Below are 25,292 nucleotides of genomic sequence, written 5' to 3'. Positions count from 1 at the left end.
TCGTCGCACCAAAACCCGCTTGGGTTCATTAGCGGCGAGACTTTCGCAGTACACAGCCTGCCAGCAGCATGGCGCTTTTTCCGGCGCGCAAAGCGACCTTCAATAGCTCAAGCTCGGATACCAGTCCTTGCCGCGGCCTTCGGGCGTGGTGTCGAGAATGGCCCACAGTGGATCGAGGTCGGGCGCACCGCGTGGATCCTGACCGGGGTCCGCCGTCGCAGGCCCCATTTCACCGGACCAGAAATGACGGATGATGCCGTCGCGGCGTATGAACACATTGTAGCCGGGCATATCGGCATCATCGGCGCTGACGTAATCACGGGTGTAGTCGCCCGACATATCCGAATAGACTTTGTGCCGCGTCCAGCCGCGCGCCTTCTTGGCCTCGATCAATCGCGCGATCGGCGAGCGGGCCACGAATACGAATGCGATGCGCTGCTCGACATCGGGCTTCGCTTCCCACGTGCTCATGAACGAGGTGCACATCGGACACGGCTTTTCACGCTGCGGGCCGAACATGTAGCTGTAGATCACGAGCGTCTGCTTGTTGCCGAACAGGTTCGACAGTGTGGTAGGGCCGCCCTCGCCTTCGAACGAATAGGGCTTTGTCACCACGCCGCCAGGTGGCAGCGCGCGGCGCAGTTCGGCAACGCGCTCAATGTGACGGCGAAGCTCGATCTCTTCCGCCAGCAATTGCTCGCGGGCGCGGCGATACTCTGGGCTCTCATTGGGAATGCGCGCGGTGTTGGCGCGGGAAAGTTCGACGGCGGGTTTCAGGGTGGAACCGGACATGGGCATGACCTCGCGGTTGGATGGCCTGTTGGGTTCCCTATAAGACGATCCCGGTACGGCCGATCCTACACGACCACCGGATTATTGTCGGCGCCGCGACGTGACCAAAACGCGGATGTCCTAGTGCAGTTCCGGCGGCGGGGAACGGTCGAGCACATCCCCCTTCGGCCCCTCCAGCAGATCGAGCGCATACGTCTCGACCACAAGCGGGCCGCGCTTGCGCTTGACCTCACCGACCTTCTCGACGCGGGCAAATTCGTCCTTCAAGGGATGATCGCCGGGCAAGGCCTCGCGAACATACAGCTGCCTGCCGCCGAGCTGCGTCGCCGTCGGCTCGGGCATGTTGACCCAGCGGATGCGCTGGCTTTGCTGAGCAACGCAAGTTCCCTTCGGTAGATAGAACGCAAGCCAGCCGGTGGTGCCGTAATCCGGCGCAAGCACGCAGGATGCGCCCGCGCGCGCCCGCACCGCTTCGATCTCGCCTGCGATTTCGCGCCAGCCGACGCCGACGCTGCGCACCGTGGCGTCGCGACGATAACCCGAGAGCGCGCCGGTGTTGGCCTGCACGATCAGGATCGCAAACATCACGATGCCGGTTGGCGCCGCCCAGCGCAGGCAGAAATTGACGGTGCGCTGCTCGCGCTTTTCCCATGGCACCAGATGGGCTGCATACGCCGCCGCGACCACAAACGCCGGATAGACCGGCGCGAACCAGTTCGCCTCGACGCGGGCGTGCAGGGAATGCCAGACGAAATAGACGACGATGGTCCAGAACATGGTGCTGACCAGCACGCGCGCCGGCAGCGCACCGGCGCGACGCTGAAACAAAGCATAGAGACCCATCGCGCCGAGAATCCATACCAGCGGCGTCGCGAACGCGATCTGCGTCGGGATCAGCTCGGCGATGAAGGCCGGCCTGAAATCCTCGATCCGCGCCCGGCCCATCTGCTTGATGAAAGACACCCAATGGTGATCGGCGTTCCACAGAATGACCGGCGAAAACATCAAGAGCGCAACGAGGCCGCCGAGATAAGGCCATGGCGAAATCAGCCAGCGCCGCAGTTTCGGAACCACCACCAGCCAGATCAGGATCGCGGGGCCGAAGAACAGCGCGGTGTATTTCGACAACAGCGCAGCGCCCGTGGCAAGACCTACCGCCAGCCACCACGCACCGCGTCCGGTCTCGAGCACCTTGGACAGCGAAAACAGCACGAAGCTCGACGCTACCAGGAGCGGCGCGTCCGGCGTGACGATCATGGTGCCGACCGCGGCCATCAGCGTGACATTGAGCAGGATCGCCGACGTCGTCGCCACCCGCCTGCCGCCGAACAGCACGGCCGCGGTCTGGTACACCGCCCAGCTCATCGGCAATGCCAACAGGATCGAGACCAGACGGACGCCGAGTTCGGTGTCGCCCGCAATCATGGTGCCGAGGCGGATCACGAATGCCACCATCGGCGGATGGTCGTAATAGCCGCCGGCCAGATTCTTCGACCACATCCAGTAATAGGCTTCGTCGAAGGTGATCGGCGTGTAGGCGGCGGCGACCAGCCGTACCGCGACCAGCGCCAGGATCGTCAGAACCGTGCTGAGGACAAGCCGCGCCTCGTTCGGATTCATTTTTGGATCATCGCTTGCGCCAGACGAACAGTCCGGACATCGCGTAGTTCCAGACCACGCCCATCAGCGCGCCCGCCGCTCCCGCCAGCCACCAGATCGGCTCCTGGTCGTAGACCGAGAACGCGACGCCGACATTGGCGAACAGGCCGACGCTGCAGACGAGGTAAAACAGCAGCAGGCCGCGCAGGATGGCAAAACCCTTCAGGCGTTGATCGCGATAGGTGAGAAAATTGTTCAGGATGAAATTGCTGGTCATCGCCACCAGTGCGCCGACGGCCTGCGACTCCGGGAATGGCATGTTGAAGAGTTGGTTCGCGATGAACAGCGCCGCGAGATGCACGATGAGGCCGATCGAGCCGACCATCGCAAACAACAGAAAGCGCAGCGAGACCACGTCGTGAGTGAACTTGGCCAGCACCAGACCCAGGAAATCCAGCGCCACCATCGAATCGAGCTTGCTCTCGCCGTGCTGGCGCGAGCCGAAGGTAAAGGGAACCTCGACCGTGCGCAGCTTGCCTTGCGCAGTCGCGACGATATCGAGCAGGATCTTGAAGCCCTGGATTGAAAGCTGCGGCGCCAGTTGCTCGAAGCGGTCGCGGCGGATCATGAAGAAGCCGCTCATGGGATCGGCGATCTCGACCTTGAGCACGCGTCTTGCAACTTCGGTCGCGAGCGCGCTGATGCCGGCGCGTCCTTTGTTGAAACTGTCGGCGCTGCCGCCCTCGACATAGCGGCTGCCGACCACGAGTTCGGCCTCGCCACGTTGCAAGAGGCCCACCATCTTCGGCAGCTGGGTCTCGTCATGCTGCAGATCGGCGTCGATGACAGCCGCATAGGGCGCGCTGGCGGCGAGAATGCCCTCGATGCACGCCCCGGACAGGCCGCGCCGCCCGATCCGGCGGATGCAGCGGACGCGGGGATCCTTCTGCGCCAGGCCGCGCACCACTTCCCAGGTGCCGTCAGGGGAATTGTCGTCGACGAACACGACTTCCCAGGGGATGTCCTTGAGGGTCGCGTCCAGCCGCCGGTAGAGGACGGTGACGTTGTCGCGCTCGTTAAAGGTAGGGACGACGACCGAAAGCTGAGGCAAACCGGCGGCCTGCGACGGGTTTTCGGGGCCCGGTTTGATGGCTTGATTCATGGGGCCAGCGTATATCCGCAGCCGCTGGGGATGCCAAGGCGCCGCCAGAACGACCAATGGCGCCGCCAGCGATCGAAGCCGCCGCTAAGATTACCAAAGCAGGGGCGCGGGAACGGGTTTCAGGTGGGGAAACTGGGCCAAAAAGGCCCCCAAAATGCCAACGACCACGAACAGAGGGCGCGCGTACATCCGGCGCAGCCAAACTATTCATGGTCGTCCCGGCGCCGGAGCTGCTTAAGCATCGACGTCGCCGTTAGGAGCAAGATAGCGATGCCAGGGGCCTTCCGCAAGGGTGGCCTGCCCCCTGCCCTGCGTCGACTAATTCGGCACTTCCCGGATCACCGGTCCCCGTGGTGCGGGCGCCGCGGGCGCCATCTGCGACGGTTGCTGGACAGCGGCCGGCTTCGGCGCCGGCTTGCCAAACTGCCCGATCGGCCCATAGGCGATCGCAACCACCAGCACGATCGAGGCGACAATGGCACCCAAGATACCGGCTATCGACTCAGCATTCATACCCGACAATCCCCCGTCTGATCGGGAATCAATATCACGGAAGGCCGGAATGGTCGAACAGGCTGGCGAAAACCGAGTTGGCTACTTCGACGCGGCTTTGCGCCTTGCGAACGCCGTCACGATGTCCTTCTGGGCGAAGGCGATGGCATCGTTGGCCGTCGTCAGGTTCGCGCCCGCATCCTTGTCCGGGGACTGGATCCCGAGAAAGCCCACCAGCGCCACCCGGAAATTCTGCCGCTCCGACGCACAGGCAGCCGCGATCAACGCGCCAAATTCCTGTTCCGGCATGTTCTTGTTGCTCTCCCGCGGATACTCGCGGGCCAGGCAGTTCCAGTAGGCGTCACGCCCCGAAACCGCCAATTTGCGCGCCTCACCGACCTCGTCGGCAAGAACTGGGAAAGTGGTCATCACGACCAATGCGGCGATCAGGATGCGCATCCTTTTCTCCATTCTTGTTTTGCGTAGCCCGACCCGCGATCGAGACAAGAGTGCACAGCACGGTTTCCGCGAATTGGCCAATCACGATTGATTGGGCTGCTGGAGTACGCGCTGTCGGAGAAGGCCCCGGCTCCGCGATCAACGCCGCATCTCAGGAGCTTGTGCTGTGGCGCGCGCTTCGCTTTGACGCCGGCCCGGCCCCGCGCATGTAATGCCGCTCCGGCCGATAGCGGCCGGACCAGTTTCGCATCATCCTGCGGACGAATGTCGACAGCCATCGGAAGATTGCCATCGGAAGCTCCTTCTCGCTCCGCGTTCCGAAATTCAGGCGCCGAGCTGGCCGGTCAGCCGCTCGTGGAACGAGGAGCTGCGCTGGTCGAGCCCAACGAACGTGACTGACGCGCCATGGTCGCGGTATTTGGTTTCAATCGAATCCAGCGCCGCGACGCTCGAAGCGTCCCAGATCTGGGAATGGGTGAGATCGATCAGGACGCGCTTGGGATCCGCGCCGTAGGAGAAGCGCTCGACGAGGTCGTTGCTGCTGCCGAAGAACAGCGGCCCATGGACGTGATAGCGAACCGAAAGGCCGTCTTCGCTGAGCGTGCGGTCCGCACGGATGACATGGGCGACCCGGCGCGCGAACAACACCATCGCCAGCAACACCCCCACGGCGATCCCGATCGCGAGGTTGCTGGTGGCAACCGTGACCGCAACGGTCAGGACCATCACCAGCGTTTCCGGGATCGGCATGCGCTTCAGCGTCGCCGGCGTGATGCTGTGCCAATCGATGGTCTTGAGCGCTGCGATCATCATGACGGCAGCGAGCGCCACCATCGGAATTTGCGCCATCAGGTCGCTCAGCGCGGTCACCAGCACCAGCAGCACGAGTGCGGCGACCGCCGTCGATATCCTGGTGCGGCCCTGCCCGATCTTCACGTTGACGACGGTCTGGGCGATCATCGCGCATCCGCCGATGCCGCCATAGAACCCGGCCGCGATATTGGCGACGCCGAGCGCCCAGGACTCCTTGCCCTTGTGCGAGCGGGTATCGGTCAGATCGTCGACCAGCTTGGCCGTCAGCAGCGTCTCCAGCAGGCCGACAAAGGCGACGCTGAGCGCGGTCGGCCAGATGATGCTGAGCGTCTGAAGGTTGAGCGGCACGATAAACGCCGTAAGGCCCGGCAGTCCCGGCGCCATGGCCCCCTCGCCGCCGACATTGGGCACGGTCAGATGCCCCACCATCACGATCGCGGTCACGACGATGATCGCGACCAGCGGCGCCGGCACGGCGGTGGTGAAGCGGGGCATGATGAGGACAACGGCGATCGTCAGCGCGAACAGCGGATAGACCAGCCATGGTACGTTGAAAATGTGGGGCACCTGCGCCGCAAAGATCAGAATGCCGAGCGCATTCACAAAACCGATCATCACCGAACGCGGAACGAAGCGCATCACCCGCGCCAGTCCGGCGAGTCCGAAGACGATCTGGATGATGCCGGCAAAGAGGATGGTCGGCAGGATGTAGCCGACGCCATGCACCTTCACCATCGGCCCGATCACCAGCGCGATCGAGCCCGCCGCCGCCGTGACCATCGCCGGCCGGCCACCGAGCGCCGACATCACCAGGCACAGCACAATGGAGGAGACCAGCGCCACCTTGGGATCGACGCCGGAGACAAAGGAGAACGAAATCACCTCCGGAATCAGCGCCAGCGCGGTGACGATGCCGGCCAGCGACTCGCGGACGAAAAGGTTGGGCGCACGCAGCACCGCGCCGATCGACGGCGAGTCTTCAAACTGGAGTTGCGCGTTGGTCGTGGTGCTGGCGACTTGCATGGGAAACTTCCAAAAGATGTTGGGCGGTGCTCCGGCCTCGCCGGTTGCGAAAAGGGATACTCGTCAGGTGCCCGGTGGTTGACGCACGACGCAGCGGAAGCCGATATGACAGGTGGAGGAATCCACGGTTTCGCCCTGGCGCGCCGACGGCCGGTAGCGCAGGCAATAATTCGGCGCGCACAGATGCGAACCGCCCTTCACCACGCGGCGCACGGATTTGTCGTCGCCGGGCTTCGGATGACAGCACGATTGCTGTTGCTGCTCCTGCGCGGCGCCATACGGGCTCGCCGTCCATTCCCAGGTGTTGCCGACCATGTCGAACAGGCCGTAGCCGTTGGCCGGGAACGCATCGACCGGCGATGTGCCCTCGTAGCCGTCATCCGCCGAATTCTGGTAAGGAAAATGGCCCTGCCAGGTGTTGGCCATGAACTGCCCGTCCGGATTGGAGGCGTCGCCCCAGGGATAGGCCTTGCCTTCCAGACCACCGCGCGCCGCAAACTCCCACTCTGCTTCAGTCGGAAGCTCCTTGCCGGCCCACGCCGCGTAAGCGAGCGCGTCCTCATAAGCCACATGCACGACAGGATGATTTTCGCATCCTGCGATCGAACTCTCCGGCCCCTGCGGATGCCGCCAGTCGGCGCCGGGTCTGTATTCCCACCAGGCGAGATTGTTGCGCAGGTTGACCGGACGATCGGGCTTCTTGAACACCAGCGAGCCCGGCACCAGCATTTCCGGATCGGCGTCGGGATACATCGAAGGGTTCGGCGGGCGTTCGGAATAGGTGACGTATCCGGTCGCCTCAACGAATTTTTGAAACTCGGCGTTGGTGACGGGATAGGTGTCGATCCAGAAGCCGTCGACGGAGGCGGGACGCAACGGGCGTTCTTCCCGATAGAAGCTGTTGGAACCCATCAGGAAAGAGCCGCCCGGGATCCAGACCATGGTATCGCGGTTGATTGTGCCTGGCGTCACGCCCGTGTTTGGTTGGCCAGGGAGCGAGCAGCAGCCCGCTCCCCGGCGATTGCCGGCTGCACCCTGCGCGGCGTCAGCCGCTATCGTCGGTGCAGACATCGTCCTCAAGCCTTCTGGCGCTGCTTCGGCACGAAATCGAGTGCCGCGCCCGGCGGAATCAGCTCCTCCTTCTTGGCGCTCTCCTCGAAGTCGCGGATGATGCGCTGGGCGTGTTGCATCACCCACCAGCGAACATAGCGCTGGTTGACGGCGTCACGCTCCTTCGGGTCTTCCTTCAGATGCGTGATGCGGGCGAATCCGAGCGCCAGCTCCGGATCGTGGAAATGCTGCTGCCGCTTGAAGTTGATCTTGAAGTCCTTCCACTTCACGGCGTGCAGTTCGTCCTTGAGCCAGACGATGCAGGACTCGCGGTTGGACGTTTCCTTCTTGCCGAGGAAGAACTCGCTCTGGTCGACGCCGTCGATCAGCCGATCCTTGGGCGCTTCGCAACCGGTCATGGACAGCAGCGTCGTGAACATGTCGGTGACATGAACCATCTCGTTGCTTTCGGTGCCCGGCTTGATGTGGTTCGGCCAGCGGATCAAGAGCGGCGTACGAATGCCGCCTTCCGCCGAACTGAAATACGAGCCGTCGAAGAAGCCGCCGGTGCCGCGTCCGGCGAGATGGTCCTCGGCGCCGTTGTCACCGCACATCACGACGACGGTGTTGTCGCGAACGCCGAGTTCGTCGAGCTTGTCGAGCAGCACGCCGAAATCATGGTCCAGCATCAGCAGGCAATCGCCCCAGTCGCCATTGGTGCTCTTGCCGACGAATTCGTCGCGCGGGCTCATCGGGAAGTGCATCAGCGAGTGGTTGAAGTAGCAGTAGAACGGCTTGTCCGCCTTGACGGACTTTTCCATGAACTTGATGGCGCGCTTCTGGTACTCGAGGTCGCAGGTCTTCTTGGTCTCCATGGTCAGCTGCTCGTCGAGCAGCGGCCAGGCACCCTTGCCCTTGACGCCTTCATGCATGTGCGAGAAGCCGTCGCGCTCCGCGACATAATGCGGGTCGGTCAGCCACATGCATTCGTCATAGGTGCGCAAGGGGCCGTACCATTCGTCAAAGCCGTGGTCGGTCGGGAAGCGGCCGTCCTCGGCGCCGATGTGCCATTTGCCGTAGATCGAGGTCGCATAGCCGGCGTCCGACAGGATGGTGCCGATGGTACGCTCCCACTTGACGATGCCGCCGCCATTGCCGCCGAGCGCGATGGTGTGGTTGCCCGAACGGATCGGGAAACGGCCGGTCATCAGCGCCGAGCGCGTCGGCGTGCACTGCGGCTCGACCACGTAGTGCGTCAGCTTGGCGCCTTCCTTTGCGAACTGATCCATGCGCTTGGTATCGGCGCCGCGCAGAATGCCGCCGCCGTAGCAACCGAGTTCGCCCATGCCCAGATTGTCGACATGGAAAAACAGAATGTTTGGTTTCTTTGCCATTGAATGCTCCGATTTGATGGACGCCAGGCGTGAGTCATCGTTGACGCGCGCGCCTGTTTGCGTCTGTGCTTGATTGCTGTGATCGATTTTTAGGTTCGCGCCTGTCAGGCCGCGACGTTCAAGTTACGTCAGAAGATTTCGCCTACTCCTTTCGGTCCCACTTTCATTCCAAAGCCAGATAGGCCCCGATCCTTGATCTCCGGCGCCATCGCGGCGAGCGACTCTTCGCGGATCAGACCCTTGAGTTCCTGCACCAGGTTCATGAATTCCGGCGTGTCGGTCATCTCCGCCGTGCGCGGACGCGGCAGCGGCACCTTGATGACAGCCTTGATGCGGCCCGGGCGCGCGGTCATGACGTAGATCCGGTCGGAGAGGAAAATCGATTCCTCGATGTCGTGCGTGATGAACAGCACCGAGATGCGGAACTGCTGCCAGATGTTGGTGAGGATCTCCTGCATCACGACCCGCGTCTGCGTGTCCAGCGCGCCGAACGGCTCGTCCATCAGCAGGACTTGAGGGCTGGTCGCCAGCGCACGGACGATGCCGATGCGCTGCTTCATGCCGCCGGACAGCTGATCCGGATAATGGTTTTCGAACGAGAGCAGCCCGGCCAGATCGAGCAGCGCCCGCGCCGTGGTGTTGCGCTTGCTTTGCTCGACGCCGGCCATCTTGAGGCCGAACTCGACGTTCTTGCGAACCGACAGCCACGGAAACAGCGAGTATTGCTGGAACACGACGCCGCGGTCCGAACCGGGTTTGGTGATCGCCTTGCCGTCGAGCAACGCCTCGCCGCGGGTCGGCTTGACGAAGCCGGCGACGATGCTGAGCAAGGTCGACTTGCCGCAACCGGAAGGTCCGATCAGCGAGACGAACTCGCCCGGCTGCACGTTGAGCGAGACATTATCGACGGCGACGACCTTGTTGTCGTTGGCGCCGAACGTCACGCCCATGTCGCGAACGTCGATGAAGCCCTTGCTGACTTCGGTTTCCGCCACGGTCATGCTCATCGCCGGCCTCCGGGTGCGAATGCGAGCCAGGGCATCAGAAGGACGCCAACCATCCGGATGATGCCGCTGCACGCCAGTCCAAGGACGCCGATCGTGATCATGCCGAGCACGATCGCGGGATAGTCCACCAGTGAGTAGGCTTCCCAGGTGAAGTAGCCGACGCCGAACTGACCCGAGATCATCTCGGCGGCGATCAGCGAGACCCAGGCCACGCCCATGCCGACGGCAAGACCCGTGAAGATGTGCGGCAGCGAGCCCGGCAGGATCACGTTCATGAACAGACGGATTTCGCTGGCACCGAGACAGCGAGCCGCCCGTACCAGCACGCCATCCAGTGAATGAACCCCGTGAATGGTGTTGAGCAGGATCGGAAAGAAGGCGCCGATAAAGGTGATGAAGACGATGCTGGCCTCGTTGTTCGGCCACAGCATGATCGACATCGGCACCCAGGCGATCGCCGGAATGGGCCGCATGATCTCGACGACAGGCATGAAGAAGTCACGCACGCGCTCGTACTTGCCGATCGCAAGCCCGAGCGGCACGCCGATGATGGTCGCGATCATGAAGCCGAACAGAATGCGTCGAACGCTCATGGCGATATTGAACAGGTATTTGTTCGACAGTCCGACCTGCGTCAGCTGCTGATACACCTCATAGGGCGTCGGAACGTTCTTGAAGCGAATGTAGAATTCGAACTTGTACTTGGTGCCGAGATACCAGAACAGGAACAGCGCTCCGATCGAGATGCAGGCAAGCAATGCCGTGATGATCCGCTCGCGGGTCACGTATCCGAGCAGGCCCAGAAACACCTTGGTCAGCGAGACCGTGGGGATCGGCTCCGGTTCCGGCACCGGAATTTCCGATGCGGACATTTGAGCTGCGGAGGCTTTCGTCTCCACCGCCACCGGCTCAGGATCGGCGTGCTTGTCGACCATAGGGAGCGCCACAATCTTGGCTGTTGCCGTGCTGCCCATCGGATTCCCCTATTGCCCCAGGTTGATGGCGCCGAGGACTTCGGCATAGGTGGCAAGCTTGCCGCCATTCTTGGCCGCATAGGCTTCCGCATCCTTCTTGAGCAGGAACGGCACGACATCCGGCTTCTTCGGATCCTGGCCGCCGACCGAATAGAACGCAGCGTCGGCGAACACCTTGATGCCGAGCTCGCGGTCGACCAGATAGACGGCGTTGAACTTCTTGCCTTCGGAGCCGTACTTCTTCACGCCGAGCAGCGTGCAGACCGGTGAGCTGAACGGCACGATGTCGCCGCCCTGGATCCAGATCTCGCCGGTTTGCAGGGGATTGTTGACCGGCGTGTTGCAGACCGGATCGGTGCCGGTGACGTTATAGGTGTCATACGCAGCAAGCTGCTTGTCGTAGTCGAGCCCGAGTTCCTTGTAGGCGGTCCGTACATAGCCGTCGTTGACCCAGGCGCCGATGTTCAGTTCCTTGATCATGTTGAGCTTTTGCAGGATCGCGTAATTGGCGCCGACAGCTTCCACCCATTTCGGCTTGATGGTCGCATCGAGCGTGTGCACGCCGCCGGGACCCAGGAAGATGTAGATCACTTCCTTGTTGATCTTGGTCCACTCCTCGATCTTCTCGGCCGCAAACTTCGGGTTCTTGCGCATCCAGTCGTTCGCCTCCATCAACGCCTTGATGTAGGCCACCACGATCTCCGGATATTTCTCGCCGAAGTCCTTGCGCACGACGACGCCGTGGAACGTCGGCACCTTGGTTTCGGCGCCGTCGTAGATCTTGCGGGCAAAGCCTTTGAACGGCAGCAGCTCGGCGAACGGAACGAAATCGCCATGCGCGTCGATACGTTTTTCCTGCAGATTGGTAGTGCCGACTTCCGGCGATTGCGAAACCAGGCTCCAGAAATCGGGCGGCAGGCCGCGCTTTTGTAGCGAGGTGAGCATCATGCCGTGCGCGGCGGAGCCGAACGGCACCGACACGTTCTTGCCCTTGAGATCGGCGAGTTCGTAGAACGGCGAGTCCTTGTGGACGACGATGCCATTGCCGCCGCCATACGCGTTGTAGGCGATGATCGCGACGAGCTGCGTTTCGTTCTTGGTCGCCTGCCCGGTGGCGCCATTCACCATCAGCGGGTAGTCACCCATCATGCCGATCTGGATATTGTTGGCCATCATGCCGTTGGTGATCGGCGGACCGGAGGTGGCGTTTTGCCAGCTCAGCTTGTACTGGATGTCTTTGTACTTGCCGGTCTTCGGCAGGTGCTTCTCCAGGAGTCCAAGCTCTTTCAGCACGACGCCGCCGGTCACGGTGTTGGTCGTCGTATTCTGCGTGCCGATCCCGATCTCGAGCGTCTGCGCGATCGCCTGTCCGGGCGCCAATGCGATGGCTGCCGCAGCGATCAAAGGAAGGAAGCCAGAGAGTTTAGACGCAGGGCCGATGCTCATGAGACAAATCCTTTCGAACCAAACTGTGCGGTGTGACTTGCATGGCCCATGCTGAATCTCCCGGCCGCGGCGAAGGGCGGCAGGGTTACTCGGCGCTGAGCAGACTGACTGGCTTGATGATCTCGATGGTGCAAACGACATGCCATCAGACCAATCCTGACGGCGCGGACGGCTATCGGTTCGCGAAGGTCCGGTTCGCGAAGGGCGTGGCTAACGAAGGGAGTGGTAGGCGTCATTTGCCGCTAACTCGCTTGCTTCCATCACGGACGTGATCACGTCCGGTAAGCAAGTTCTGAACGGCCTCCTCAGAATCCGAAACGACGAACGCCTCGAACCAGCAACCTATTGCTAAGAAATTTGCGGATGCTCAATTAATGAACAGATTTTGCGCCCGTCTTGGTTATCCGGCGGGCTAAATGTCTATAAATTAGTCATTACAATCAGACAGGACTCGGCCCGCAAAGGTCTGGAAGCCCGCCGACATCAGCGGCGGTTTGACGCGGGACTCACTGTTAGGCGCTCGCTTCAGATGTCGTCAGAGGCCGCGGCCTTGGCGAGCTTGCCGTCGCGGATATCGCTTAGCCTGTCCGCGTCCTTGATGACGAGGTTGGAACCGTGCGCGTGCAGGATTCCCAGCTCGGTAAATCGCTTCAGGCTGATGGTGACGGATTGGCGCGTCACGCCGGTCATGTGCGCGAGATCGGCATGCGTGAATGAGGCGGCAATCAGCGACCCCTCGCGTTCTTCAACGCCATACAGGTTCATCAGATGCAGCAGCAGCTGCGCCAGCCTTTCGGTCGGCGAGCGCGTCCCGAGCATCTGGGCGAGTGCCGAATAGCACTGGCCCTTGAAAGTCAGGCCCTCGATGATTCCGATCGCGAGCGCGGGGATCGTGAGCACCATCCGGCGCAGGATATCGCCCGGCAAATGCAGCACGGTGCTGTTGACGGCGGCGACCCCCGACCAGATGTGCAGGCCTTGCTTGAAGACCTCGGGGCCGCCGACGAAATTGCCGGAGTGCCAATAGGCGAGCGTGATCTCGCGGCCCGATGGGGCGATGTAGAACACCTTGATGCGGCCGCTCTCGATCAGGAAGATGCCGTCTTGCGGACTACCCTGGCTGAACAGCTGGGCGCCGCGGTAGAGCACTTTGCGTTTTCCGGAGCCCAACACCTGCGCGATTTCAGACTCGGTGAGGCCATGGAACAGCGACGGCGGCCCGCTCCGTTGCGTTCCACCATCGGTCATCAGCAAGGCCCCGAACTGGGCTTGCCCGCCGCCCTTGGTCTCTCGTTGCGATGGTTGATGTTTGCTTGTCATGTATCCGCTCGTAGCCAACTCCGAACCTGCGTCGATATGAACGGAAAAGTTCCTGGGCCTACGGCCTGCTACGTTGCAAAGGTTTGCAATTGGCGCGCCAAGTTCTATGTGCCAAGTTCTACGTGTATTGTCGGCTGAACCGGCGTCTGTGTCCATATATCGCGCCGCAGCGCCCGGCTTCTATCCCGCACTTCCGGACGCTCACCTTTGCCTGCGGCAATCTGGCCAATTAGGTCCGATCTGGATTAAGATCGGCCCGCAATCATCCCTCCTTCGTAACGAGCCCCCGGTGAGCAAACCTGCAAAATCGTCCGCAAAAACCAGCGGCAACATTTTTATCGGCATCGGCGGCTGGACCTTCGAGCCGTGGCGCGGTGTATTTTACCCAGAGAAGTTGACGCAGGCGAAGGAGTTGTCCTACGCCGCGTCGAAGCTGACCTCGATCGAGATCAACGGCACCTATTACGGCTCGCAGAAGCCGGAGAGTTTTCGCAAATGGGCGCGTGAAGTGCCCGACGGTTTCGTGTTCTCGTTGAAGGGACCGCGCTTCGCCACCAACAGGCGCGTACTGGCGGAAGCCGGCGACTCCGTGAAGCGGTTCTATGATTCAGGCGTGCTGGAACTCGGCGACCGGCTAGGCCCCGTGCTGTGGCAATTCGCGCCGACCAAGAAATTCGACGAAGCCGACTTCGGCAAGTTCCTCGAACTGCTGCCGCGCAAACTCGAGGGCCGCGCGCTGCGTCACGTGGTCGAGGTCCGCCACGACAGTTTTTGCGTGCCCGATTTCATCGCTTTGCTGCGAAAATTCGAAACGCCCGTCGTGTTCGCCGAGCACGGCAAATATCCGGCGATTGCCGATATCGCGAGCGACTTCGTCTATGCGCGGCTGCAGAAGGGCAATGACGAACTCAAGACCTGCTACCCGCCAAAACAGCTCGACGCCTGGGCGAAGCGGTTTCAGGCCTGGGCTTCGGGAAGCGAGCCCGACGACCTGCCGCGCGTCGATGCGGCCAAGCCGAAGAAGGCGCCGCGCGACGTCTTCGCCTACGTGATCCACGAGGGCAAGGTACGCGCGCCCGCGGGCGCAATGGAATTGATCGAGCGGGTGAAATAGGCATAGCGTTTTCGAGCGAAAGCCCGCCCCGGACTTGATCCGGGGTGGATTGCCGGTTCGCGTCAAGAAAACGCGTCAAAAGAATACCTCCTCGTCAGTCGAGCTTGATGCCGGCCTCGCGGATCAGCTTGGTCCAGGTCTCGTATTCGGACGCGACAAAGGCATTGAGCTTGTCGTCCGGCAGGTCCCAGACTTCGCCGCCGCTCTTCTCGAAGCGCTCCTTGAGGTCGGGCAACGAGGCGCGGATATCGCGGCGCAGTTTTGCGATCACTTCCGGCGGAGTCTTGGCCGGCGCAAAGATTCCGAGCCAGGAATCGACATCGAGCCCGGGAACGCCGGCTTCCGACATCGTCGGCACGTCGGGTGCCAGCGGGCTGCGTTTGGACGCCAGCACAGCGATGCCCTTTGCCTGCCCGGACTGCACGTGAGGTAGGCCTGCCGCCATCGAGTCGAAGAACAGATCGATGCGGCCCGCCAGCAGATCGGTGAACGCCGGCGGCGAGCCCTTGTAGGGCACTTCCAGCAGCTTCACGCCGGCAGCTTTCATGAACGCCGCCGCCACCAGTTGCTGGCCGGTGCCGACGCCTGCGGTCGCTACCGAGATCGAGCCCGGGCTGGCCTTCGCCGCGGCGACGATATCCGCCAGCTTGGGCTGCGGCAGATCCTTGCGGCCGACCATCACATAGCCGAACTTGTAGACCAGCGCGACCGGCACAAAATCCTTCATTGGGTCGTAGCCGAGCTTGGAATACAGCGCCGAGTTAAAGGCCATGTTGGAGAGCCCGCCGACCACCAGCGTATAGCCATCCGGGTCGCTCTGGCTCGCGGCCTGCGTCCCCACGACGGTGCCGGCGCCGGGCTTGTTCTCGACCACGAAGCCCTGTCCCATGCGTTTCGCAAGCACGTCGGCAATCTGCCGCCCGACCAGATCGTAGCTGCCGCCGGGACCGATCGGGACGATGATTTTCACGGCCCGGTCGGGATAGGTGCCCTGCGCCCGCGCCGGGCCGCCGCAAACCAGCAGCGCGACTGCGGCCATCCACGCCAGCGAGCGACAAAATCCATGCATCGTATTTCCCCCGATATAACCGGCCATCAACAGGCGCTGTTTTCGCGACTATGCGACATGGCGCAGCCGGCGGCAACGCATCTGGCGGCCGGGCAGCTGCGGCATAACCTCCGCGGTTATGGAAATCCGTTGCGGGGTGACCTAGCCTGACGTCAGGACAACGGCGCCGGGACATCGACATGGCACGCAGGAATCGCCTCTTCACCATCGGTTATGAGCAGACGCCGGCCAAGGCCGTGCTCGATGAACTGGAATGCGCCGGCGTAAAGCTGCTGGTCGACGTGCGCGCGGTGGCCGCGTCACGGCGGCCGGGCTTTTCCAAGAACCAGCTCGCGGCCGGCCTTGACGAGCGCGGCATTTCCTATCTGCATCTGAAGGGGCTGGGTACGCCGAAGACCGGCCGCGAGGCGGCGCGCAGCGGCAAGTTCGATCTGCTGCACAAGATCTATTCGGCGCATCTGAAGACCACGCAGGCCAGGGAAGAACTCGACGAATTGTCGGCGCTTGTGAAGAAGTCCGGTCCGGTCTGCATCCTCTGCTACGAGCGCGACCACCAGCAGTGCCACCGGCAATGGATCGCCGAGATCATCGAGGACCGCGATGGCGTGAAGGTGGAGAATTTGGCGGCGAGGCAGGTATAGCTGGGGCGTCATTGCGAGGGGCGAAGCGACGAAGCAATCCATCTATCCGTTATGCGGCGCAATGGATTGCTTCGCTACGCTCGCAAATGACGGGCTATTTCACCCCTCGCCCGCTAACCTAAACGTGCCCTCCATCATCTGCACGCTGGCGCCGCCGACATGGATGGAGGCGACCGCGCCGTTTTGCTTGCGGACGCGCGTCAGCAACAGGCTCGGCCGCCCCATGTCGACGCCCTGGCCGATCCGCAATTTCAGTTCGCCATCCTTCAACGGATCGAGATCGGCGAGCAGCGCCGCGCAAGCGGCGGTGGCACTGCCGGTGGCGGGATCTTCGGAAAGCCCGCTGGCGCCGGGATGAAACATCCGCGCCTGCAACTCGCACGGCTTTTCGCCTGCCGGCACGTCGCGCGTATAGAAATAGACCGCATCACTGCCGTCGCACGGGAAGGTTTTTGCGAATCCCTCCGCATTCGGCTTCGCGCGGCGCAGCGCCTCGCGTGAGGTGAGTTCGACGGCGAGGAACGCCAGCCCGACCGAGACGATCTGCGGCGGATGCCGATCAACCTTCACGTCGCTCGCCGACAGCGACAGGCAGGAAGCCGCCTGTTCGGCGCCAAGATGCGACATCCGCTTCAGCGGCTGCGGCGCCGTGAATTCGGTGCTGACGACCCTGCCCTGTTCGGTCGCAATTTCGACCGGGACGAGGCCCGCGCCCTCCTCGAACAGCAGTCGCACCGGTGGTTTTGCGGCCTGCGTCGCCAGCACGTAGGCGGTGCCGACATTGGGATGGCCGGCAAACGGAAGCTCGCGGTTCACGGTGAAGATACGAACCTGCGCGTCATTGGCGCGGTCGGCCGGCGGCAGCACGAAGGTCGTCTCGGAATAATTGAACTCGGTGGCGATCGCCTGCATCTGCGCCGTGGACAACCCGCCGGCATCGAGCACCACGGCGAGCGGATTGCCGCCGAAGGCCCGATCGGTGAACACGTCGACGGTGATGTAACGCCGTTGCATTGCCATTCTCCTATCCCAACTGCCACACGGTCATCGGCCGCTCATAGCCCCTGACCGGAACCTCACCTAGCGCGACCGCATCGCGACATTCCTCTCCGAGCGCGTCGTGAACCGCTTCGGAGATCAGGAACTGCGAATTGAAATCCTTGTTGAGCGCCTCGAGCCGGCTGGCGAAATTCACGGTGTCACCGATCACGGTGTATTCCTTGCGCCGCGGCGAGCCGATATTGCCGGCGACGACCTCGCCGACGTGAATGCCGATGCCGATGCGCAGCGGCCAGCTCGACGCCTGGTTGGCGCGCTCGTTCGCCTCGAGCATTTCGCGCGCAGCGGCCACCGCGCGGTGCGCGGCGTTACCTGCGTCGAACGGGGCGCCGAACAGCGCCAGGAAGCCGTCGCCCAGAAACTTGTTCACGATCCCGCCGTGGCGGTCGAGGATGTCGACCAGCACGGCGAATGCACCATCGAGGCGGTCCACCACTTCCTGCGGGGTGCGGGTGCTGGCGCCCGCGGTAAAACTGCGAAAATCGACGAACATGACGGCGACACGCCGGATTTCGCTGCCGGTCGCCGCCCCCTCGGCCATCAGACGCTCAACCACCTGCGGCGAGACGTGCTGGCCGAACAGATTGGTGATGCGGTCACGCGCGGTCGCGGCGAGAATGCTGGCTTCGAACTGCCGGCGCAATTGAACGCCGACCGCGCCCGCCAGCATCCCGCAAATCAGGATGATGACGCTGCGCACCGAGTGATAATACAGGTCCGGCGGCGGATCCACGCTGCCGGCGCGACGATAGAGCATTGCCATGGCGAGCAGCTGGGCCGCGGCAACGAATCCGGTGAAGGTCGAGAGCCAGAAATCCAGCCGCAGCGTCGATAGAATGACGAAGATGAAATAGGTCAGCGGCACCGCGAAACCGAGCGCGTCCACCGGACCCATGCTGTCGATATGCATCGCCAAAGCGAGCGTCGGCATCGAGGTTTCGACCAGCGCGCCGATATAGCGCCGGTACACCGGCAAATCATAGCCCTTGCCAAGATGCCGGGTGATGACGAAGTGGACCCAGAGCTCAAACAGAACGAACGGGACCAGGACGATGTAGAGCTCGCTCGGATCGAAGCGGCCGTGCCAGAGCTTCTGGATCGCATTGGGATCGAGCACATGGACGATGAGGATCAGTGACCCGATCAGGACGGTGGTCCCGATCAGCGCCTTGATCCGGATCAGCTCGGTCCGCAGGATTTGCTGCGTCAGCGCGTGCTGAAAGTCAGCGGATAACACCACAGGCTTCTCACTTCTATTGCCCCACAGCCCCAGCATCCGACCATTCCCCACCCTGTCATTCCGGGGCGATGCGCAGCATCGAACCCGGAATCCTTGGATTCCGGGTTCGCCTCTTCGAGGCGCCCCGGAATGACGTCGCGTATCATATTCTGCATCAATCGAGCGTGCGACGGAAGCGGGTCACGGCGATCGTCATCGCCAAAAGCATCAGTGCAGTGAGAGCAATGGTGTCGTACTGCAAATTCTGGATGGTCGCGCCCTTCAGCATGATGGCGCGGACGATGCGAACGAAATGCGTCAGCGGCAGACACTCGCCGATATATTGCGCCCATCTCGGCATGCCGGCGAACGGAAACATGAAGCCGGACAACAGAATGCTGGGCAGGAAGAACATCATCGACAGCTGCATCGCCTGCAACTGGTTCTGTACGATGGTCGAGAAGGTGTAGCCGATCGCAAGATTGGTGGTGATGAACAGCGTCGTCAGCAGCGCCAGCGTGGCCAGGCTGCCGAGAATGGGCACGCCAAACAACAGCACGCCGATGCCGATAATCAGCGTTGCCTGAACGAAGCCGACGATCACGTAAGGTATGATCTTGCCGAACATCACCTCGACCGGCTTGATCGGCATCGACAGCAGGCTTTCCATGGTGCCGCGCTCGATCTCACGCGTCACCGATAGCGCCGTGAAGATCAGCATGGTCATGGTCAGGATGGTGCCGACCAGGCCCGGCACGATGTTGAGCCGCGAGGACGCCGCCGGATTGTAGCGCGAATGGGCGCGGATCTCGAACGGCGTCGATGGCGGATCGCCCGCCTGCAGATCGTGCGCCAATGCGGTCTGCACGATGCCGTTGAGTGTGCCGAGCGCCGAGCCCGCCGCCACCGGATCGGTCGCATCGGCGGCGACCAGCAGCGCCGGATGATCGCCGCGCCGCACCGCGCGCTCAAAACCGCGCGGGATTTCGACGCCGAACAGCACCTTGCCGGATTGCAGGAGGTCGTCGAACTCGGCGACGCTGTGCACTTCATGGGTAAAGCGGAAATAGGCGGTGTTCTCCATCGCCTTGAGAATCGAGCGCGCCAGGTCGCTGTCTTCCTGCAGCAACACCGCGGTCGGCAAATGGCGCGGCGTGGTGTTGATCGCAAAGCCGAACAGCACGAGTTGCATCACCGGCAGCATCACGATCATCGCGAACGAGACCCGGTCGCGGCGGAGCTGGATGAATTCCTTCACCAGCATGGCATAGCTGCGCCACCAGAAGCCGAATGACGGCTCCCGAACATTGCGGCGCCCGCTGTTTGTATCGGTCGTACTCATTGGAAATTGTCCTTTGAGCGGCTCATCAGATCGATGAACACGTCTTCCAGCGACGGATCTCCATGCTGCCAGTTCCACCCCCTGTTGTCCCGGTAGGGCGCGACGCTGGATTCGAGTGCGGCCTTGTCGCGGCCGGAGACGTGCAGGCTGGTGCCGAACGGCGCCACCATGTCGACGCCGGGCTTGCCTGACAGTTCAGCGGAAAGCCCGTTGAGATCGGCGCCGGTGACGGTGTAGGTCGACAGCGCCGATTGCGCGATCACCTCGTCGACCGTGCCGTGCGCCAGCAGATGGCCGTAGGCGATGTAGGCGATCTCGTGACAGCGCTCGGCCTCGTCCATGTAATGGGTGGAGACCAGCACGGTCAGGCCATCGGCTGCGAGCGCATGGATCTCGTTCCAGAAATCGCGCCGCGCCTTGGGGTCGACGCCGGCGGTCGGCTCGTCCAGCAGCAGCAATTGCGGGTTGGGCAGCGTGCAGGCGCCGAGCGCCAGCCGCTGCTTCCAGCCGCCGGAAAGTTCGCCCGCGAGTTGCTCCTCGCGGCCGTTGAGGCCGATGCGCTGGATCATGTCGCGCGCCGCGCCCGGTGCGTTGGGCAGGCCGTAGAGCCGCGCCACGAATTCCAGGTTTTCGCGCACCGAGAGGTCCTGATACAGGCTGAAGCGCTGCGTCATGTAGCCGACCTGGCGCTTGATCTTGTCTGCCTCGCGGCGGATGTCGTAGCCGAGGCAGGTGCCCTCGCCGGAATCCGGCGTCAGCAGGCCGCAGAGCATGCGGATGGTGGTGGTCTTGCCGGAGCCGTTGGGACCGAGGAAGCCGTAGATCGAGCCGCGCTTGACCTGCATCGAGAGGTTTTGCACGACCGCCCGGCCGCCAAACGATTTCGACAGACCCTCGACATTGATCGCAATGTCAGGCGCGGTTGATGGGGCTGAATTCATCGCTTGTCAGCCACCGGTATCGGCGCATTGACGAACACGCTGATCGGCTGGCCGACGCGCAGACTGGCCGGCTTGTTCGGTCGCGCCTGGATCAAATAGACGAGCTTGCTGCGCTCATCGAGGCTGTAGATGACCGGCGGGGTATATTCCGCCGTCGTCGCGATGAAGTAGATTTTTGCGGTAAGATCGCCCGCGCAATTGTCGCAGGTCACCTTGACCTCGTCGCCGATCGCAAGCTTCGGCAATTGCGTCTCCGGCACGAAGAAGCGCAGCTTCATGTTGCCGGGCGGCATGATCGACAACACCGGCCGCTGCGCCGGCACCATCTCGCCTTCGCGGAAATAGATTTGCTGAACGGTGCCGGCGACCGGCGCGAAACCGTTGCGCCGGGCCAGCCGCGTCTGCGAAGTGTTGACGCGCGCCTCCGCCACACGCAGCGCCGAGACCGCGGAGTCGAGATTGGCCTGGGTGCCCGAACCGGTCTTGGACAAAGACGCCGCACGGTCATAGGTCTGCTGGGCATTGGCCAGCGTCGCATTGTGCTGGTTGAGATCGGCCTTCTGCAGTTCGTCATCGACCGAATAGATCTGCATGCCGGGCTTCACTTCGTCGCCCTCCCGCACGCTGAGCTTGGTCACGCGCCCGGATTCGTCGGGGCTGACGAAGATCATGTCGGCTTCGACCCAGCCCTGAAAGCCGGGATCCTTGCGCTCCTTGCAGCCGGCCAGCACGGCAGCCAGCGCGAGCACGGTGAAAATGGTCGACGCTCTCAAAAAGGTCTTGCGCGACGAAGTCATGTCGTCCTCCGTTCGCCAAAAATCAGATCGAGATGAACGCGAAACATCTCGTTCGCATCGAGTGGCGCGTGTTTGCTGAACAGGCTTTGCCAGATGATCGCGACGATGGCGGGCGCCACGAGGATCTGCGGAAAGCGCGCCAGATTCTTCTGCTGGATTTCGCCGCTGATGACGCCGAGTTCGATCAGCGCGCGCATGCCGGCGATCCCCTTCGAGACCACTTCGCGGTAGTAGAAATCGGCGATATCGGGAAATCGCGGCCCTTCGGCAACGATCAGGCGCACGATGTCGCCACGCCGCGTCGTCACCACGTCATGGATGAAGGCCCGGGCAAAGTTCTCCACCATGTCCCGGATCGAGGCGCCAGCCGGCGGCGGCCCTGCTGCGGCAAGACGGTTGACCAGCGGAACGATCGCGGTCCGGATCAATTCCTCGAACAGCGCTTCCTTGTCCTTGAAGTGCAGATAGATCGTGCCCTTGGCGACGCCTGCCCGCTTGGCGACGTCGTCGAGCCTTGTGGCCGCAAAGCCGCGGGCGATGAATTCATCCATCGCGGCCTCGATAATGGCCTCGCGGCGCTCGGCGGCGCGTTCGGCCCGGTTCGAAGCGGGCTTTGCGGACTCGACCTTCGCCGAGACCACTTTTGGCGTTTTGGCGGCGGCAGCCCTGCTCACAACGCGGCTTTTGGCCGGTTTGGACGGGCGTCGGTGCTGGGGCGCGTTCTGCTCATAATCCTTATATGACTGACTGGTCAGTCATTGTCAATATCGGACTGAAGCTGCCGTTTTCACGTCCCCGTGAGGATTTGGTCGTTCAGCCGTCATTGCGAGCGCAGCGAAGCAATCCATCTCGCCACGCACTCGCGCGACCCAAACACGGGCTCGCCTTCCGCGGCCCGAAACGCCCCGAGTCCTTGAACAGATTGCCCTCGATTAGAACGCAGAGATGCCGGATGCGCGCTGCATCCGTGGTCTAACGTGAAAATCGAACAAAGAAGCCCACGCGAGCATGCATATTCACCGGGGACACTCCGGTATTCGCTGCGCTGCGCCAATCTGTCCCGTCTTTCACGCATGGCGGAAGCCGGACGATGCGATACCCTCCCCGCCAATTCAGGGAGGAATCATGTCAACGAAATTCAATCGCCGTCACTTCATCGCCGCCGGTACCGCCGCTGCCGCGGCGCCATTCCTGGTGCGCGGGGCCTCGGCGCAAGGCGCATGGCCGTCGCGGCAAATCCGGATGGTCTGCAGCTACCCGGCGGGCGGGCAGACCGACCTCCTGGCGCGCGGCTTCGGCGATTACATTTCCAGGCAGGTGGGAAAAACCGTCGTCATCGAAAACAAGGCGGGCGCCTCCGGTTCGATCGGCGCTCAGGAAGTCGCGCGCGCTGAGCCGGATGGCCACACCATCCTGTGCTCGATTTCGACCACCTTTGTGATGAACCGGGTCATGATGAAGAACCCCGGCTACGACATGGACAAGGACCTGGCGCTCGTCAGCATCATCCCGGGCGCCGGGCTGCTGCTGGTCGCAAGCACGAAATCGGGCATCAAGACATTCGACGACTTCGTCGCTTTCGCGCGCAAGAGCGGCAAGATGAACTTCGGCACCTACAGCGCCGGCTCTTCCCCGCACATCACCATCAATGAACTCAACAAGCAGTATGGCCTCAACATCGAGCCGATCCATTACCGGGGTGAAGCGCCGATGTGGACGGGCATCGCGGACGGCACCCTCGACGTCGCGATGGGCAGCTACACGGCCGCGCAATCGGTCCTGCAAAGCAACGCCGGCGTCGTGTTTGCGGTGCATTCCAAGAAGGTCGACGCGATTCCCAACGTCAAGACCCTGCCCGAACTCGGCGCAACCTCGAAATTCTTCACCGTGAGCGGCTTCTCGGGCTGGGCGGTGCCGAAGGCGACGCCGCAGCCGATCGTCGAGCGGTTGTCCGAACTCTGCGTGGCCGCCAACAACGATCCGAAGGTGAAGGAAATTCTGTCTACCTTCGTGCTCGAACCGGCAATCGGCTTCAAGGAAAGCAACGCACTGTATCAGCGCGAATTGCCGGTCTGGATCGAGGCCGGACAGGCGCTCGGCTTGCCGCCGGCCTGAATTGGCCGCAGCCATCTTGCCGGAACCAGCGTGACGTCAGGCACAGATGGCCGGCCTGGATTGGCGTACCCAGCGGCCTGAGGTGAGCGTGAATCTCACCGAAGGTCGCAGGGGTGCAACATGACCAATTCGAGCCGTGAAATTCGTGAACTGAACATCGAAGATCTCGATCACGTAGCCGGCGGAATGCTCTCGCTGGGCGTGATCCGCGCGTATTTCGCGACCCGGGCCTCCAACGTTTTTCTTGGTCCAGTGATTGGCACTTCGATCGGCTCGTCGATCGGCGGCTGGCCGGCGAGCGGCGACGGCGATTCCGCCTGACGGCAAAGCGCCAACCTGCAGGCAGGAACACATTTCCTAGCTGTGAAACTTCAACCCATCGACGATCTTGTCGATCACCTTGCGCTCGGCGCGCATGGCGAGCCCAACGAGATTGAGTTCGGCGCGGATCACCGCTTTCACCACCTCCCGGTTGGCGGCGTCATGCGTGGTCTTGAACATGTCTTCGGTATAGACCGCAGGCGTCACGTCCCGCGCCAGCGCGCGTTCGAGCGCCCGCGACAGCGCGGCGCGATCGGCACCGTAGATCAGGATCGGCTGGCCGATCAGCGACAGATATTTGGTGCCGGAGCCGTCGCCATAGGGCTCGCCGATGCATTCGGGAAACGAAGCGGCAATGCCGCCGGCCAGGAACGAAGCCACGTTGAGCTTCTGCCACGGTTCAAGATCGGTCCGGATCACGACCGCGATTTTGGTGTCGAATTGCATGGGGTTTTTCCGCTGTCATTCCGGGGCGCCGCGCAGCGACGAACCCGGAAGCTCGAGATTCCGGGTTCGCGTCTACGACGCGCCCCGGAATGACGCAAGAGGTCACCCCTTGGCGTCGCAGGCCCATGCGCGGATCACGCATTCCTTGCCGCCGAATTCGTAGCATTTCTTGGTCGCGGCATTGAGCGAGCTCGAAATCTTCGGCTTCACCGCATAGCCGTGGGCGCCGCAGGGCTTGGCCATGTCGATGGCAAACGCGGCGCAGGCACGCTTCATGGTCACGGCGGTGCAGTCGCCCTTGCATTGCTTGAGCGCCGCAGCCCGCGCGGTCTCTTCGGCAGGATAGTCATAGGCCTGGCCATAGGCGCCGCATTTGCCGACCGCCAACGCACCGGCCGCCCAGCTTTCGGTGACGAAGCGCGACGCGCCAATCACCAAAGTGAGCGCGAGAATGAACAGCGCGCGGCGCTGCGCGGCAGCGGTCGAAACGATCAAGGCCCCATCCCCCAAGACAGCGGGCGGAATCTAGCCGGGAGGGAGTTGAGACTTGGTGAACGGAAGGTTGAATTTGGGGGCGTAGGGTGAGAACGGATCTATCAGTTCGTCGTCCCGGCCTTGAGCCGGGATCTACCGTGTTAGCTGTCAAGAGGCTGTAGCACCTTTCCAAGGCTGGCCGGACCTGATTACGGCATTTGC

Annotated in this window: 25 protein-coding genes; 4 read left to right on the top strand and 21 right to left on the bottom strand. The window is 62.6% G+C overall.

Annotation, left to right across the window (positions count from 1 at the left end; genetic code table 11):
• Window positions 1-99 precede the first annotated feature (99 nt).
• The 12 genes from JQ629_RS20525 to JQ629_RS20470 all read right to left on the bottom strand — a co-directional run bounded on the left by JQ629_RS20525 (window position 100) and on the right by JQ629_RS20470 (window position 13,459).
• Window positions 100-792 carry a DUF899 family protein gene (locus JQ629_RS20525; RefSeq protein WP_212414213.1) on the bottom strand — a complete coding sequence of 231 codons (693 nt, stop codon included), beginning with the start codon at window positions 790-792 and terminating at the stop codon, window positions 100-102.
• A gap of 120 nt (window positions 793-912) precedes the next feature.
• Window positions 913-2,412, bottom strand: coding sequence for a glycosyltransferase family 39 protein (locus JQ629_RS20520; protein ID WP_212414212.1), 1,500 nt, complete (start codon window positions 2,410-2,412; stop codon window positions 913-915).
• A 7-nt stretch (window positions 2,413-2,419) separates the two neighbouring features.
• Window positions 2,420-3,553, bottom strand: coding sequence for a glycosyltransferase (locus JQ629_RS20515; RefSeq protein ID WP_212414211.1), 1,134 nt, complete (start codon window positions 3,551-3,553; stop codon window positions 2,420-2,422).
• Window positions 3,554-3,871: 318 nt separating this feature from the next.
• Window positions 3,872-4,066: a hypothetical protein gene (locus JQ629_RS20510; RefSeq protein ID WP_212414210.1), complete on the bottom strand. Its 195-nt coding sequence runs from the start codon at window positions 4,064-4,066 to the stop codon at window positions 3,872-3,874.
• 81 nt (window positions 4,067-4,147) lie between these two features.
• Window positions 4,148-4,504: a hypothetical protein gene (locus tag JQ629_RS20505; protein WP_212414209.1), complete on the bottom strand. Its 357-nt coding sequence runs from the start codon at window positions 4,502-4,504 to the stop codon at window positions 4,148-4,150.
• 324 nt (window positions 4,505-4,828) lie between these two features.
• Complete coding sequence (locus JQ629_RS20500; protein ID WP_212414208.1) at window positions 4,829-6,340, bottom strand: SulP family inorganic anion transporter; 1,512 nt, start codon at window positions 6,338-6,340, stop codon at window positions 4,829-4,831.
• Window positions 6,341-6,403: 63 nt separating this feature from the next.
• Window positions 6,404-7,282, bottom strand: a complete 879-nt coding sequence (locus JQ629_RS20495) for a formylglycine-generating enzyme family protein (RefSeq protein ID WP_212414274.1) — start codon at window positions 7,280-7,282, stop codon at window positions 6,404-6,406.
• A 134-nt stretch (window positions 7,283-7,416) separates the two neighbouring features.
• Entirely contained in the window at window positions 7,417-8,784 is a 1,368-nt protein-coding gene (locus JQ629_RS20490) for an arylsulfatase (RefSeq protein WP_249135173.1), read from the bottom strand.
• Window positions 8,785-8,912: 128 nt separating this feature from the next.
• Complete coding sequence (locus JQ629_RS20485) at window positions 8,913-9,791, bottom strand: ABC transporter ATP-binding protein (RefSeq protein WP_212414207.1); 879 nt, start codon at window positions 9,789-9,791, stop codon at window positions 8,913-8,915.
• On the bottom strand, window positions 9,788-10,765 hold the full coding sequence (locus JQ629_RS20480) for an ABC transporter permease (RefSeq protein WP_249135172.1): 978 nt from the start codon (window positions 10,763-10,765) through the stop codon (window positions 9,788-9,790). The genes JQ629_RS20485 and JQ629_RS20480 overlap by 4 nt, the downstream gene beginning before the upstream one ends.
• A 9-nt stretch (window positions 10,766-10,774) precedes the next feature.
• Window positions 10,775-12,211, bottom strand: coding sequence for an ABC transporter substrate-binding protein (locus JQ629_RS20475; protein ID WP_212414206.1), 1,437 nt, complete (start codon window positions 12,209-12,211; stop codon window positions 10,775-10,777).
• Window positions 12,212-12,736: 525 nt separating this feature from the next.
• Window positions 12,737-13,459 (bottom strand): Crp/Fnr family transcriptional regulator, encoded by a 723-nt coding sequence (locus JQ629_RS20470; RefSeq protein ID WP_249133207.1) that lies wholly within the window; start codon window positions 13,457-13,459, stop codon window positions 12,737-12,739.
• Window positions 13,460-13,820: 361 nt separating this feature from the next.
• Here JQ629_RS20470 and JQ629_RS20465 point away from each other — a divergent pair, with 361 nt between their 5' ends.
• Window positions 13,821-14,645: a DUF72 domain-containing protein gene (locus tag JQ629_RS20465; protein ID WP_212265912.1), complete on the top strand. Its 825-nt coding sequence runs from the start codon at window positions 13,821-13,823 to the stop codon at window positions 14,643-14,645.
• 94 nt (window positions 14,646-14,739) lie between these two features.
• Here the strand turns inward: JQ629_RS20465 and JQ629_RS20460 are convergent, their stop codons facing one another.
• The gene (locus JQ629_RS20460) at window positions 14,740-15,714 is read right to left on the bottom strand and encodes a Bug family tripartite tricarboxylate transporter substrate binding protein (RefSeq protein WP_212414204.1); all 975 of its coding nucleotides are present in this window, start codon (window positions 15,712-15,714) and stop codon (window positions 14,740-14,742) included.
• Between the two features lie 179 nt (window positions 15,715-15,893).
• Here JQ629_RS20460 and JQ629_RS20455 point away from each other — a divergent pair, with 179 nt between their 5' ends.
• Window positions 15,894-16,355: a DUF488 domain-containing protein gene (locus JQ629_RS20455; RefSeq protein WP_212414203.1), complete on the top strand. Its 462-nt coding sequence runs from the start codon at window positions 15,894-15,896 to the stop codon at window positions 16,353-16,355.
• Between the two features lie 99 nt (window positions 16,356-16,454).
• Here the strand turns inward: JQ629_RS20455 and JQ629_RS20450 are convergent, their stop codons facing one another.
• The 6 genes from JQ629_RS20450 to JQ629_RS20425 all read right to left on the bottom strand — a co-directional run bounded on the left by JQ629_RS20450 (window position 16,455) and on the right by JQ629_RS20425 (window position 22,354).
• Window positions 16,455-17,369, bottom strand: coding sequence for a PhzF family phenazine biosynthesis protein (locus JQ629_RS20450; RefSeq protein ID WP_212414202.1), 915 nt, complete (start codon window positions 17,367-17,369; stop codon window positions 16,455-16,457).
• Between the two features lie 10 nt (window positions 17,370-17,379).
• Window positions 17,380-18,690 carry an adenylate/guanylate cyclase domain-containing protein gene (locus tag JQ629_RS20445; protein WP_212414201.1) on the bottom strand — a complete coding sequence of 437 codons (1,311 nt, stop codon included), beginning with the start codon at window positions 18,688-18,690 and terminating at the stop codon, window positions 17,380-17,382.
• Between the two features lie 118 nt (window positions 18,691-18,808).
• Window positions 18,809-19,975 carry an ABC transporter permease gene (locus tag JQ629_RS20440; protein ID WP_212414200.1) on the bottom strand — a complete coding sequence of 389 codons (1,167 nt, stop codon included), beginning with the start codon at window positions 19,973-19,975 and terminating at the stop codon, window positions 18,809-18,811.
• The gene (locus JQ629_RS20435; RefSeq protein WP_212414199.1) at window positions 19,972-20,916 is read right to left on the bottom strand and encodes an ABC transporter ATP-binding protein; all 945 of its coding nucleotides are present in this window, start codon (window positions 20,914-20,916) and stop codon (window positions 19,972-19,974) included. Before JQ629_RS20435 ends, JQ629_RS20440 begins: the two co-directional genes overlap by 4 nt.
• Entirely contained in the window at window positions 20,913-21,713 is an 801-nt protein-coding gene (locus tag JQ629_RS20430) for an HlyD family secretion protein (protein ID WP_212414198.1), read from the bottom strand. Before JQ629_RS20430 ends, JQ629_RS20435 begins: the two co-directional genes overlap by 4 nt.
• Complete coding sequence (locus tag JQ629_RS20425; protein WP_349631295.1) at window positions 21,710-22,354, bottom strand: TetR/AcrR family transcriptional regulator; 645 nt, start codon at window positions 22,352-22,354, stop codon at window positions 21,710-21,712. The genes JQ629_RS20430 and JQ629_RS20425 overlap by 4 nt, the downstream gene beginning before the upstream one ends.
• Before the next feature lie 484 nt (window positions 22,355-22,838).
• Between JQ629_RS20425 and JQ629_RS20420 the strand changes: the two genes are divergently transcribed.
• Together JQ629_RS20420 and JQ629_RS20415 are read left to right on the top strand one after the other, a co-directional pair.
• A complete protein-coding gene (locus JQ629_RS20420) occupies window positions 22,839-23,828 on the top strand; it encodes a Bug family tripartite tricarboxylate transporter substrate binding protein (RefSeq protein ID WP_212414197.1) in 990 nt (329 codons plus the stop codon).
• A gap of 120 nt (window positions 23,829-23,948) precedes the next feature.
• Entirely contained in the window at window positions 23,949-24,149 is a 201-nt protein-coding gene (locus tag JQ629_RS20415; protein ID WP_212414196.1) for a hypothetical protein, read from the top strand.
• A 36-nt stretch (window positions 24,150-24,185) separates the two neighbouring features.
• Here JQ629_RS20415 and JQ629_RS20410 read toward each other — a convergent pair whose 3' ends face one another.
• Window positions 24,186-24,596: a DUF2000 family protein gene (locus tag JQ629_RS20410; RefSeq protein ID WP_212204635.1), complete on the bottom strand. Its 411-nt coding sequence runs from the start codon at window positions 24,594-24,596 to the stop codon at window positions 24,186-24,188.
• A 102-nt stretch (window positions 24,597-24,698) separates the two neighbouring features.
• On the bottom strand, window positions 24,699-25,088 hold the full coding sequence (locus JQ629_RS20405) for a DUF4189 domain-containing protein (protein WP_409363368.1): 390 nt from the start codon (window positions 25,086-25,088) through the stop codon (window positions 24,699-24,701).
• Between the last annotated feature and the right edge of the window lie 204 nt (window positions 25,089-25,292).

This window comes from Bradyrhizobium sp. AUGA SZCCT0222 (genome assembly GCF_018130205.1).
Lineage (GTDB): Bacteria > Pseudomonadota > Alphaproteobacteria > Rhizobiales > Xanthobacteraceae > Bradyrhizobium.
This window is presented reverse-complemented; position numbering and strand designations above follow the sequence as displayed.